The organism is Vibrio sp. T13N, from assembly GCF_032970445.1.
Classification (GTDB): domain Bacteria; phylum Pseudomonadota; class Gammaproteobacteria; order Enterobacterales; family Vibrionaceae; genus Vibrio; species Vibrio diabolicus.
Window position 1 is genome coordinate 63427 of the sequence record NZ_JAWJYE010000012.1, and the last position, 13329, is coordinate 76755.

Here is a 13329-nt window from a genome sequence, read left to right on the forward strand (position 1 = left end):
AACGACTTCTTATGGCTATTTATTTAACTGAACTCGATGATACGTTCAACTTTCCCTCACCGTATAAAGCACTCAGCGATCCCAATGGTTTGCTTGCTTTTGGCGGTGACTTAGATCCCATGAGAATCCTCAATGGTTACTATCAAGGCATTTTCCCTTGGTATGGTCCTGGAGAACCTATTCTATGGTGGAGCCCTTCCCCACGCGCTGTTTTTGATCCCTTAGCGTTTAAACCGTCTAAAAGTCTCAAAAAATTTCAGCGTAAACATAACTATAAAGTAACGCTCAATTTCGCGACAGAAGAAGTGATTAGACTATGTTCATCAACACGTCCTGCAGAGGAAACTTGGCTCAACGAGGAAATGCAAGCGTCTTACATTGAGTTAGCTAAACTTGGTCACTGTCACTCTGTAGAAGTATGGCATGACAACGAGCTCATTGGGGGACTATATGGCATCTGCGTTGGTCAACTTTTTTGCGGAGAGTCGATGTTTAGCCTAAAAGATAACGCATCTAAAATTGCATTGTGGTACTTATGCAACCATTTGGCGTCAAAGCAAGGTCAATTAATCGATTGTCAGGTTATGAACTCGCACTTGGCATCACTTGGCGCATTTGAACTAGAGCGTAACGAGTTTATGCAAAAACTACTATCTTTAAGAGAAAAACAAACACTATTTGATACCTATAAGCCCCAAGTTTTGCAGGATTCAGTATGAGTACGGATATACAACATATTCGAATTGGATTAACGAATAATCACCCTTGCAGTTACTTGCCTGAACGGCAAGAGCGTGTGGCGGTGGCACTTGATGCAGGGCTGCATACTGAAGAAAACTATCAACTACTGATGGCTAACGGTTTTCGTCGTAGTGGAGATACCATATATAAACCGCACTGCGAGCATTGCACCGCTTGCCAGCCAATTCGAGTCTCGATTCCAGACGTTAGACTATCAAAAAGTCAGAAGAGGCTGCTCAGTAAAGCACAGCCTTTACGTTGGGAAATGAAACCCGAAATGGATGAGGAATGGTTTGCGCTTTACAGTCGGTACATCTGCAAACGGCATAAAAACGGCACTATGTATCCACCAAAGCGTGATGAATTTTATCGGTTTGCCCAAACCAGCTGGTTGACCACTTCATTTTTGCATATTTACGATGAGTCAAATCAATTACTCGCCATTGCGGTAACGGATGTAATGACTCAATGTTCGAGTGCATTTTATACTTTTTTTGACCCTGACTACCCGTTATCTCTTGGCACTTTGGCAGTGCTCTATCAAATAAAATACTGCCAAGAAAACAAACAACAGTGGCTTTATTTGGGTTATCAGATTGATGAGTGTCCAGCAATGAACTATAAAACACGCTTTCAACGCCACCAAAGGCTAGTAAATCAGCGTTGGCGAGGGTAGAATACGCCTCAACTTTACATAATTACTATTTAGCGGCAGAATATAGCCCGCTAATATTGCCTAATTTCTAAAGAGGATTAAATGGCTAAAGAAGACGTAATCGAGATGCAAGGCACGGTCCTTGACACTCTACCAAACACTATGTTCCGTGTTGAACTTGAAAACGGTCACGTTGTGACTGCTCACATCTCTGGCAAGATGCGTAAGAACTACATCCGTATCCTAACGGGTGACAAAGTAACTGTAGAGATGACTCCATACGACCTGTCAAAAGGCCGCATCGTCTTCCGCGCTCGTTAATCTCTGATTTTCGGATGCAATAAAAAACGGAGCAGTTTGCTCCGTTTTTTATTGCATGATTTTTATTTCCGAGTAGGTTCAGGCAAACAAAAAGCGCACGATAAAATCGTGCGCTTTTACTTCCCTTACGGGGCAGCGATTAATGCATCGCTGCCTCTTTCTCACTCAAATATTCAAATTTAAGTGTGTCGTTCACTAGCGTTACTTTCACAGTGCCACCGTCGACTAGAGAGCCAAACAACAATTCATTAGCCAAAGGTTTCTTAAGTTGCTCTTGGATAACGCGTCCCATTGGGCGAGCCCCCATCGCCTTATCATAACCTTTATTCGCTAACCAATGGCGTGCATCTTGCGATACCTCCATTGATACGCCACGAGCATCAAGTTGCACCTGCAGTTCAACAATAAACTTATCAACAACTTGATGGATAACGCTTTCATCAAGGCTGTTAAACCAGATGATGTTATCAAGACGGTTACGGAACTCAGGAGTGAACACCTTCTTAATTTCCGCCATCGCATCATGACTGTTGTCTTGCTGAATCAAACCAATTGATTTCTTCTCAGTTTCAGCCACACCCGCGTTGGTTGTCATAACGAGGATGACATTACGGAAGTCTGCTTTACGACCGTTGTTGTCCGTTAGCGTACCATTATCCATCACTTGCAATAGCAAATTAAAGATATCTGGATGCGCTTTCTCAATCTCATCGAGTAATACGACTGAATGTGGGTGCTTGATAACAGCGTCTGTCAGCAAGCCACCTTGGTCGTAACCGACATAACCAGGAGGTGCACCAATTAAGCGACTCACGGAGTGACGCTCACCATATTCCGACATATCAAAACGAAGTAGCTCGATCCCTAGAAGCTTAGATAGCTGCACCGTCACCTCTGTTTTACCCACCCCAGTAGGGCCAGCAAACAAGAATGAACCAACTGGTTTGTTATCCACGCCCAAACCTGCACGTGTCAGCTTGATCGCTTCGGATAATGCATCAATCGCATTATCTTGACCAAATACCAACATCTTCATCTTGCTATCTAGGTTCTTCAAGATGTCTTTATCTGAAGAAGAAACCGACTTCTCTGGGATTCGTGCCATCTTGGCAACCATCGCTTCGATATCGGCAACACCAACCGTTTTCTTACGGCGGCTTGCAGGAGCAAGACGACTGCGAGCGCCAGCTTCATCAATGACATCAATGGCTTTATCTGGTAAATGACGTTCATTGATGTATTTCGCCGAAAGTTCTACCGCGGCACGCAGTGCTTTATTGGTGTAACGTACTTCATGGTGTGCTTCGTACTTCGGCTTCAAGCCCATCAAGATTTTAGTTGTGTCATCCAGAGAAGGCTCTACAACGTCTATCTTTTGGAAGCGACGGGACAACGCACGCTCTTTCTCGAAAATGTTGCTGTATTCTTGGTATGTAGTCGAGCCGATACAACGCAACTTACCGCTACTTAGTAGAGGTTTGATAAGGTTTGCGGCATCAACTTGACCACCAGAAGCCGCACCCGCACCGATGATTGTGTGTATCTCATCGATGAACAAAATTGCATCTTCTTCTTTTTCAAGCTGTTTCAAAATCGCCTTGAAGCGTTTTTCAAAATCACCACGGTACTTAGTACCAGCCAATAGAGAACCAATATCCAATGAGTAAATCACGCTGTTTTGAATAACTTCCGGGACCTGCCCTTCTACAATTCGCCAAGCAAGACCTTCTGCGATGGCTGTTTTACCTACCCCGGCTTCACCCACTAATAATGGGTTATTCTTGCGGCGGCGGCAAAGTACTTGAATAGTGCGCTCTAGCTCTTTATCGCGACCAATCAGTGGATCGATATTGCCATCTTTAGCGACCTGATTAAGGTTAGTCGCAAAGCTTTCCAAACGTTCTTCAGAATTCGGCTCTTCGACACTCTCTGAACTGAACGAATCTGATGATGGGTCTTCGCTTGCACCTGACGCTTTAGTAATACCATGGGAGATAAAGTTAACAATATCTAATCGGGAGATGTCGTTTTTCTTCAGTAGGTAGGCGGCATGCGACTCTTGCTCACTGAAGATCGCCACAAGCACGTTTGCACCTGTTACTTCGTTGCGGCCAGACGACTGTACATGAAAGACGGCGCGTTGTAGCACACGTTGAAAACTCAAAGTCGGCTGGGTTTCACGCGTCTCATCACTGTCTGGGATAAGAGGCGTAGTTTGATCGATGAATATATCGAGTTCGTTACGTAAAGCGTCAAGATCCGCTTTACAAGCTAAAAGGGCTTCCTTAGCTGCATCATTTTCCAATAATGCAAGTAGGAGGTGTTCGACAGTCATAAACTCGTGGCGTTTATCTCGCGCCCGAGCAAATGCACCGTTAAGGCTTGACTCTAGTTCTTTATTTAGCATAAGTACCTCCCGAAAAAACAACTTGGGTTGTTCGAGCAAGTCTTCTTTGTTTACGCTTGCTCCATAGTGCAAAGTAGCGGATGTTCATTTTCCCTTGCGTACATCGTAACTTGCGCTACTTTTGTTTCGGCAATTTCTGCACTGTATGTGCCACAGATTGCCTTTCCTTCATAGTGAATCTTGAGCATGATCTGAGTCGCTTTATCAATGTCATGTGAAAAGAATCGCTCAAGTACCTCTATGACGAAATCCATAGGTGTATAGTCATCATTATTTAGTACAACATTGTACAGCTTAGGTGGCTGAACTTTCGTACTTTCTCGCTCCAGAAGATCAGAGTCCGGAGTGACCCATTCAAAATTTTTACTCATGGCAATTCAAAGATATCGTATCAAAGGGTTGATGTTTTCGACCTATAAAAACAATCTACCACAAGCGTGCAGCGCGGTGTAGTGAGATATGGCACCGAATTCGATCTTTGATCGATAAAAGTTGCTACCTAATATAGAGACTAATGCAGGTCTTGAGGGGGCGCAAATAAAAGATGCTTGTCGATAAGTTACACATTTTTACTTATAAAATAACTTTCTTTTTACCCCCTCCGAGCTATTGCGAAACATCTCTCAGTCTTCTACCGAGATCACACTTCCTAACTGATAATGGGGTAATTATCACGAAAACTTCATTTTTTATTCAGTTAGAGGATTCATCTATCATAAGCAACACGAACAGTATGGTTTTTCCAGTGAATACTACTTTGCAGGCTAATTGACCAAACTTCCGCGTATATACGAAAAACTGTTTGCAAATTTGTTAATCTCAAAAGTGATTTGTTTTCAATTATGTTTCTGTTTGTTGCTTAATGCTATTGACTGTCGGGATTCATTGACTACAGTGGAAAGTGTTGATGCATAAATCGTCATTTTGAATCCATTTGTTTTTAAGCAGCTTGGTGAATGTGATTTCTCATTAACTAGATGTTTGTTAGCGTTCGCTGACAATAGTAGTACCAGGTTAAAGGTATAACTTGGTTGTTGTAACAACTCAGTAAAAAATGCATGAGGGATGTAAAAGCATGGCTACAGGTACAGTAAAGTGGTTTAACAATGCCAAAGGATTTGGGTTTATTTGTTCAGATGAAGAAGAGGGAGATATCTTTGCCCACTACTCAACTATCCAGATGGACGGTTATCGTACACTGAAAGCAGGCCAACAAGTCTCATACGAGATTGAAAAAGGTCCCAAAGGCTGTCACGCGAGTAGCGTCGTGCCTCTTGAAGGTCAAGCCAAATAATTAGAGCGCTGTCGAAAAATAAAAATATTGCTCTCGAAACGTCATTTTGATGTTCTGAAGAGAAAAATAAACCCGCCAAGATAGCGGGTTTCTTACTATTTGTAGCTTATGAAATACAGATAGACCACATACAAAGTATTGATAAGAGAAGAAACACGCCGAAAGCGACGTGCTCTTTTCATCTATTTTACTTGTTAATGATCGCGTTAAAGGTTTCGCTTGGGCGCATCAACTTAGAAACCAATGCATCGTCTAGCAGGTAGTAACCGCCCAGCTCTCCTTTCACACCCTGTGCGTTGTTTAGCTCTGCGACGATTTTTTCTTCATGCTCTGACAACGCTTTCGCAATCGGTGCAAACTCAGCAGCGAGATCAGCATCGTCTGTTTGCTCGGCAAGTGCTTTCGCCCAGTAAAGTGCGAGGTAGAAATGACTACCGCGGTTATCTAATTCGCCCACTTTACGTGACGGAGACTTGTTGGTATCTAAAAACTCACCAGTCGCTTTGTCTAGCGTATCCGCCAAAACTTGTGCTTTCGGGTTGTTTGCCACCACACTTAGATGTTCTAGGGATGCAGCTAGTGCTAAGAACTCACCTAAAGAATCCCAACGAAGGTGATTCTCTTTTTCTACTTGTTGAACATGCTTAGGAGCAGAACCACCAGCACCTGTTTCAAATAGACCACCGCCATTCATCAATGGAACGATAGATAGCATCTTAGCTGACGTGCCTAACTCTAGAATTGGGAACAAGTCTGTTAGGTAGTCACGAAGAACGTTACCCGTTACAGAAATAGTATCTAGACCCGCTTTCATACGCTCTAGCGAGTACTTACAAGCATCAACAGGAGACAGGATCTTAATCTCTAGACCGTCAGTATCGTGCTCTGGTAAGTAGGTATTTACTTTCTTAATGAGTTCAGCATCGTGCGCACGGTTTTCGTCTAGCCAGAATACAGCTGGAACACCTGTTGCACGTGCGCGAGTCACTGCTAGTTTAACCCAATCTTGGATTGGTGCGTCCTTCACCTGACACATACGGAAGATATCGCCTTCTTCAACCGCTTGCTCTAAGAATACGTTACCCGCAGTATCAACAACGCGAACAGTACCCGCTGCGTCTAAAATAAATGTCTTGTCGTGAGAACCATACTCTTCTGCCTTTTGAGCCATTAAGCCAACGTTAGGCACGCTACCCATAGTGGTCGGGTCAAATGCGCCGTGCTCTTTACAGAAATCAATCACCGCTTGGTAAATACCTGCGTAGCTACGATCTGGTATCATCGCTTTGGTGTCTTTTTGTTTACCATCTGGTCCCCACATTTGACCAGAAGAGCGAAGCATTGCTGGCATAGAAGCGTCTACAATAATGTCGCTTGGTACATGTAAGTTTGTGATACCACGATCAGAGTCAACCATCGCAAGTTCTGGTTGAGTTTGGTAAACCGCTTGAATGGCCGCTTCAATTTCTGCTTTTTGCGCTTCAGGTAGAGACTCAATTTTCGAGTAGACATCACCAATGCCATTGTTTACATCAACGCCCAGTTCTTCAAACAGCTTACCGTATTTATCGAAAACGTCTTTGTAGTAAACTTTCACTGCATGGCCGAAAATGACTGGGTCAGAAACCTTCATCATCGTCGCTTTCATATGAAGAGACAACAGCACGTCTTGTGCTTTCGCTTCAGCAATCTCTTTCTCGAAAAATTCAACCAGCGCCTTCTTCTTCATCACTGAAGTGTCAATGACTTCTTTATCTAGTAATGGGAAAGCCGGCTTAAGCTCTTTAACTGTACCGTCATTACCGACGAACTCGATTTTGACCTCTGTTGCGCCAGAGATAGTCGTAGACTTTTCGCTCCCAAAGAAGTCATTGTCTGACATGCTCGCGACATGAGACTTAGATTCTGATGACCACGCACCCATTGAATGTGGATTTTTCTTCGCGTAGTTCTTAACCGAAGTTGGAGCACGACGGTCTGAGTTACCTTCACGAAGTACTGGGTTAACCGCACTACCTTTGATTTTGTCGTAAGCCGCTTTAATCGCTTTCTCTTCGTACGTGCTCGGTTCTTCTGGGTAGTTTGGTAAATCGTAACCTTTCGCCTGAAGCTCTTTAATCGCCGCTTTAAGCTGAGGAACTGAAGCAGAAATGTTAGGCAGCTTGATGATATTTGCTTCTGGAGTTTGAGCCAGTTCACCAAGCTCAGTCAACGCATCGCCAATGCGCTGTTCTTCTTTTAGATGCTCTGGGAAGTTAGCGATAATTCGACCTGCTAGTGAAATATCACGAGTATCTACATTGATGCCAGACGATGCTGTGAATGATTGAATGATTGGTAGTAATGAATAAGTTGCTAGCGCCGGCGCTTCATCAGTGATGGTGTAGATAATTGTAGGTTTTTCTGTAGGCATGAAATTTCCCTATTTTTTAATCAACTTGTTGGCTGATCAACTCAGCGTCTGAGTTGGTTTAATTGACGCATTGCTGCACGTTAGCAGTACATGTCTCCTCACTAACGCCACATGCGGTTCGCACTCTTTGTTGTAGTTTGAAGCTCTGGGCTCTGAATCCATGAGTGCACTGATATAATTAAACAAATAACACGAATTAGTCTATCATTCTGTGCGCGTTTGTTAGTTTTAGGCGCGCAAATCATATCCGATCATGAGAAAACTTAAAACTTTCAAACACAGTTCATTTACATTTTTGCAGGGTAGTTAACATGTCATCTCGTACAGGTCAGGAAAAAGGTCGCAGTCGTAACCAGTCTAAAACGGGCCATTTTAAACACTCAGGAGCTCGCAATGGCTCGAAGACTCGTACTCAGCAAGACCGTCGCCCTAATCGCCCAACAAAAAGCCAAAAGCCAAAAGTGGCCCCCAAAGATCGTAAAGTCATTATTTTCAATAAGCCTTACGATACGCTCAGTCAATTTACCGATGGCGATGGTCGCAAAACGTTAGCGGACTATATCCCAATCAAAGATGTCTATGCGGCTGGCCGATTGGACCGAGACAGCGAAGGTTTGATGGTACTCACTAACGATGGCATCTTGCAGGCGAAGCTAACGCAGCCAAAGTCAAAATCGCCGAAGACTTATTGGGTTCAAGTTGATGGCGCTCCTCAGGAGCAAGATCTTGAAAAATTGAGAAAGGGAGTAGAGCTAAAAGATGGTATGACTCTACCAGCCGAAGTTGAAGTGATTCCAGAACCACAAGTCTGGGATAGAACCCCTCCTGTTCGTTTTCGCGCAAATATCCCTACCACTTGGTTAGCCATTACCATTATTGAAGGAAGAAATCGTCAGGTGCGTCGCATGACTGCGCACATTGGCTTCCCTACTTTGCGCCTCATTCGTCATTCGATGGGTGATATCATCCTTAAAGACCTAATGCCTGGTGAATGGAGAGAAATCTCTCTCTAATACGGCAGAAAAGATAAAAGCAGGCTTAAAGCCTGCTTTTTAGATTCTTGGAAGCGTTTCAACTTCTTCCGTCAAACCCTATCTAACAAATTGAGGGATTACTGCTCAGCAAGCCAGTTTTTAAATGCCTCTTTTTCCGCCGGAGACGCTTTCTGGTACATCGTCTTTAATACATCAACCATTGGGCTGTCGTTCGATGCGACTGTTGAACGGGTATCACTACTCTCAACTCGAGGCTCGATATCACTTACTGATTGTTGATGCTGATTCACAGTTACATAACTAACGGCAACACTCGCGATACCGCCAGCAATATTGTAGTTACGAGATTCTTGAGGGTAATTACGACCAATTTGAACACCATCTGACTCTAATACATCTTCGACCAAAGCAATAGGTTGACCTTTGGTGTCCAGCAGTTGCCAATCTAAAGGTGAGATGTTGTTTTGCGCTTGACGAAGAGTTTTAAACTCTGGTAGTTCAAACTTTAGTTTTTCATTTTCAACATCAAACTTAGCGATGATCACGTCACTGTAAACTGTCTTAAGGTTTTCGTTTGTTTCAAAAGCAGGTTGATATTTGAAGACAATTTGGTTAGTTCCGTCGGGGATCTCAATTGTCTTCTCACTAGAGAAAAGTCCCCCCTCAAGTTTTGGCTTCTCCATATTGACGGCCAGTAACTTCACGTCTTCTGGAACCACTAAAGTCGTTGCAGCATAAAGGTTTGTACTGGCAAGAATAGACAACGCCATTGCCACTTTTAATGATAACTGCATAGAGTTTTTCATCCTTATCTTCATAGTAAAAGACCCAGCATATAGCTGGGTCTTACAATATCAAACTGGGTATTGATTACCAGTAGAAACGTGCACCAACACCGAAGTCAGTTTTAGAATCAGTTTCTGCAGTTGTTTTACCAGCTTCTAGCTTATCACCATCAAAATTGTAACCCGCTTCTGCGAATACGCGAGCCCATTTAGAGAACTTGTATTCAACGCCAGCGTAAAACTTAGATTGGTCGCCATCTTTCTTGCCAGATTTGTCAGAAGATGACATTACTAGCTCGTAGCCAGAGTAAAGTGTTGTTTTAGGAGCTACAGCGAACATGCCTGCTAGAGAGATACCGTGAGAATCGATAGTCTCGTTAGCTGCTTTGTCTTCATTTTCGTTGTAGTAGTACGTAGCACCTAGAGTGTGCTCATCTAGAGCGTATTCAGCAGTTACTTCGAAAGATAGGTTCTCAGTGTTGTTACCTTTAGAAGCAATCTTGTTCTCAGAAGAAAGAACGCCAGCGTGTACAGATAGGTCATTGAAAGACTTACCTACGAATACTTCGCGGATTTCTTCGTTTTGATCTTTCTCACCTAGCGCGTAACCAGCTTTTAGCCAGAATGCGTCATTTTCGTAAGCGTATTTAATTTGAGAAGAGTTGTTCCACGCGTGTCCGTAAAGAAGTGCAGAACCACCGAAGAAGTATGAGTAATCAGCTCCGTAGATGTCATCAGCCCAAGTACCTTCTTTACCAAAACGAAGTGTACCCATATCGCCCATGTCGAAGCCAAAGATGTGACGGCGTACGTATACTGAGTCATCAGTACGCTCGCTTGAATCAGCACCTGCACCGTAGTTGTCACCTAGAGCAACACCGATTTCAACTTCACCTAGAACTTTTAGGTTGTCGTTTACAACGTAAACACCATTTACACCCATACGAGAAGAGCTAGTGTTTAGCTCTGCAGTGTGGTCTGTGCTGTCTAGGAATAGAAGAGTTGGACGTAGCTGACCGTAGAAATCTACAGAACCTTCTTCAGATTTGAATACTTCAGCTGCGTTCACTGAAGTTGCAGACGCAACTACAGCTAGTGCTAATAGAGTTTTTTTCATAATTAATCCACTGCCTTTTCTTAGTTCGGGATATCCTTGTCCGGTTCCCTTTTTTTATATGTTTGAGATAGAGCGTTAACAAAACGTTATACAGCGCCTTCTCAAAATCTGGAGCTAAGAGTGCAAAAGATTATTCTGGCTGTCAAATTTTCTAAATATCAATGTAAAAAAACAAAAATAACATTTAAAAACAATAGCTTGAAAAGTTTATCTTTATTTATTCGACGAACATCTAATCAATCCTCTWGATTTTTCATAATTTATAAAACCATTAACAATGAGATTTTAAACCCAAAACAAATACTAAAAAACACAATATATAGAATAAAAAACCATACAAATATCATATTTGGAGTTTTATATTTTTCATATAATGAAATTAATTTCATTTAGATAAGGTTCAATATTTTTTTGTGAAGAAGATCTACATTCCTCATAAAAGCATTCCGTTTTGTGAACTACTGTACAACTAGTGATGTGTGCTACTATTCGCCTCCAACGCATTTGAGGCCCGTATGCTGACCAGTAACATTCAAAAATCGATTCGTAATAGCTATCAAAACCTGCAAGATCAACTTGATAACTTTGTACCTAGAAGAGCACAAAACTACCTTGTTGCAGAGATTGCAAAAACGCTGTGCGGTCAGTACCACAAATCTAACCGAATACTGGTTGCAGAAGCAGGGACTGGAATTGGTAAGTCGCTCTCCTATCTAATGGCTGCCATCCCCGTGGCTGTACATAACAATAGAAAAGTGGTTATCTCAACGGCGACCGTAGCTCTGCAAGAGCAGCTCATAAATAAAGACCTCCCTCTTTTTCGTCGGATTACCGACCGAGAGTTTTCTTTTATTTTGGCAAAAGGCCGTCAACGCTATTGTTGTGCAGAAAAACTTGCTTCAGCTTGTGGTGCTGATGGTGGTCAGTTAGCCATGTTCGAAACCAAGCCTAAGCAAAAAGATATAGAGCTGTTGGAAACAATGCATCGCTCTCTTGCGCAAGGTAAATGGGATGGTGACCGTGATTCTTGGCCTAAAACCATCGATGATAAGCTTTGGCAACTGATTGTCAGTGATAAACACAGTTGCAATAACAGTCTACCGGGCCATCGCGGCTGTCCATTTCAAAAAGCGCGCTCGGAGCTGGATAAGAATGATGTCATCATTGCGAACCACTCTCTCGTCATGGCAGACGCAGACTTGGGGGGCGGAGTAATCTTACCTGAGCCAGAAAACACGATATACGTCTTTGACGAGGCACATCACTTACCTCACGTCGCCCGCGATCATGCTTCAGCATCTGCTAGCTTAAAAGGTGCGGCAGCATGGCTTGAGAAGTTAAATCAGTCGATTAGCAAGTTTTCGTCGCTCGCAGACGAGAAGCGCGTAGCTCGATTTCGCAACGACCTTCAAGACGCGGTTCAGAACTTGATACCAGCACTGGCTCAACTGCCTAAACAGTTCGATCCAGCTCAATTTGAAGAGAGTATCTACCGCTTTGAGCACGGTGAACTACCAGAATGGCTAGAGAACCAATCCAAAGAGTTAAAGCAGTTCAGTAAAAAAGCAAATCAAAGTGTGGCAAAAATTGCCGACCTTATTGCGGAAAGAGTAAAAGATGGGGAGCTTACGACAAGATTGGCTGAACCAGCGCTTGCAGAACTCGGCTTCTACATTCAAAGGTTAGAAAACCTAGCGCAAGTCTGGCACTTGATGGCTGAGCCAACTCGTGAAAAAGGTGCGCCTTTGGCTCGCTGGTTAGAAACCCACCCCGATCGCGAGGGTGATTTCATTGTGAGTGTTTCTCCGCTTGAAATTGGATGGCAACTCGACCAACAAATTTGGAGCAGGTGCATTGGCGCCATTTTAGTTTCCGCAACGATGCGTGCATTAAACTCCTTCCATTACTTTTGCCATCAGGTTGGTATTGATGGAAAACCAGAATCAGGCACACAGTTTTTAGCGCTTGCGTCACCATTCGATTACCAAAACCAGGCAGAATTGCTCATCCCTGCGATGAAATATGAACCACCAGCGCCTCAATTTACTGAATATCTTATTGAGATATTGCCTAAGTACTTGGAAGACAAGAAAGCCAACTTAGTATTATTCTCATCCTATTGGCAGATGAGCCAAGTTGCGAAGGCGCTGTCTTCGGAGTTCATAAAAAAAGGCTGGGCGTTGCAAGTTCAAGGTGAAAGCTCACGTCAAGAAATTCTAAAAAAACATAAAAAGCTAATAGAATCAAATAAAACCAGCATCTTATTTGGTACTGGCAGTTTCTCTGAGGGGCTAGATTTACCTGGCGCATTACTTGAAAACTTGGTGATTACAAAAATTCCATTTGGTGTTCCAACCTCTCCTGTCGAACAGGCTCACTCCGAATATATCGAGAAAAAAGGAGGGAACCCGTTTATGCAAATAACTGTACCTGACGCAAGCAAAAAGCTGATCCAGAGCGTAGGTCGCTTACTGCGTAAAGAGAGAGATTCTGGTAGAGTAACGATTCTTGATCGACGCCTAGTCACTAAGCGATACGGACAAGCCTTAATCGACTCACTACCTCCATTTAAACGTAAAATAGAATATTAGAAGAATCACC

Annotated in this window: 11 protein-coding genes; 6 read left to right on the forward strand and 5 right to left on the reverse strand. The window is 43.1% G+C overall.

What is annotated here, in order from left to right; translation table 11 throughout:
* Positions 1–11: 11 nt before the first annotated feature.
* From aat to infA, 3 genes are all read left to right on the forward strand, one after another.
* Positions 12–719 (forward strand): leucyl/phenylalanyl-tRNA--protein transferase, encoded by a 708-nt coding sequence (aat, locus tag R2S67_RS18075; RefSeq protein WP_048626183.1) that lies wholly within the window; start codon positions 12–14, stop codon positions 717–719.
* Positions 716–1417, forward strand: a complete 702-nt coding sequence (locus R2S67_RS18080; protein ID WP_145474280.1) for an arginyltransferase — start codon at positions 716–718, stop codon at positions 1415–1417. Before aat ends, R2S67_RS18080 begins: the two co-directional genes overlap by 4 nt.
* Positions 1418–1498: 81 nt before the next feature.
* Complete coding sequence (gene infA / locus R2S67_RS18085) at positions 1499–1717, forward strand: translation initiation factor IF-1 (RefSeq protein WP_001040192.1); 219 nt, start codon at positions 1499–1501, stop codon at positions 1715–1717.
* Between the two features lie 139 nt (positions 1718–1856).
* Here the strand turns inward: infA and clpA are convergent, their stop codons facing one another.
* The gene (gene clpA / locus R2S67_RS18090; RefSeq protein WP_005390700.1) at positions 1857–4124 is read right to left on the reverse strand and encodes an ATP-dependent Clp protease ATP-binding subunit ClpA; all 2268 of its coding nucleotides are present in this window, start codon (positions 4122–4124) and stop codon (positions 1857–1859) included.
* Positions 4125–4174: 50 nt separating this feature from the next.
* Positions 4175–4495: an ATP-dependent Clp protease adapter ClpS gene (clpS, locus tag R2S67_RS18095; protein WP_031780157.1), complete on the reverse strand. Its 321-nt coding sequence runs from the start codon at positions 4493–4495 to the stop codon at positions 4175–4177.
* A 704-nt stretch (positions 4496–5199) separates the two neighbouring features.
* Here clpS and cspD point away from each other — a divergent pair.
* Complete coding sequence (gene cspD, locus R2S67_RS18100; RefSeq protein ID WP_005378407.1) at positions 5200–5418, forward strand: cold shock domain-containing protein CspD; 219 nt, start codon at positions 5200–5202, stop codon at positions 5416–5418.
* A gap of 187 nt (positions 5419–5605) precedes the next feature.
* On the opposite strand, the gene R2S67_RS18105 is transcribed toward cspD, so the two are convergent.
* A complete protein-coding gene (locus R2S67_RS18105) occupies positions 5606–7831 on the reverse strand; it encodes an NADP-dependent isocitrate dehydrogenase (RefSeq protein WP_301606141.1) in 2226 nt (741 codons plus the stop codon).
* A 311-nt stretch (positions 7832–8142) separates the two neighbouring features.
* On the opposite strand from R2S67_RS18105, the gene R2S67_RS18110 reads away from it, so the two are divergent.
* Positions 8143–8844 carry a pseudouridine synthase gene (locus R2S67_RS18110; protein ID WP_317346518.1) on the forward strand — a complete coding sequence of 234 codons (702 nt, stop codon included), beginning with the start codon at positions 8143–8145 and terminating at the stop codon, positions 8842–8844.
* Between the two features lie 98 nt (positions 8845–8942).
* On the opposite strand, the gene R2S67_RS18115 is transcribed toward R2S67_RS18110, so the two are convergent.
* Together R2S67_RS18115 and R2S67_RS18120 are read right to left on the reverse strand one after the other, a co-directional pair.
* Positions 8943–9620 carry a DUF2057 family protein gene (locus R2S67_RS18115; protein WP_012841993.1) on the reverse strand — a complete coding sequence of 226 codons (678 nt, stop codon included), beginning with the start codon at positions 9618–9620 and terminating at the stop codon, positions 8943–8945.
* Positions 9621–9696: 76 nt separating this feature from the next.
* Positions 9697–10728 carry a porin gene (locus R2S67_RS18120; RefSeq protein ID WP_006742133.1) on the reverse strand — a complete coding sequence of 344 codons (1032 nt, stop codon included), beginning with the start codon at positions 10726–10728 and terminating at the stop codon, positions 9697–9699.
* 515 nt (positions 10729–11243) lie between these two features.
* Between R2S67_RS18120 and dinG the strand changes: the two genes are divergently transcribed.
* Entirely contained in the window at positions 11244–13319 is a 2076-nt protein-coding gene (gene dinG, locus R2S67_RS18125; RefSeq protein WP_317346520.1) for an ATP-dependent DNA helicase DinG, read from the forward strand.
* Positions 13320–13329: the final 10 nt, after the last annotated feature.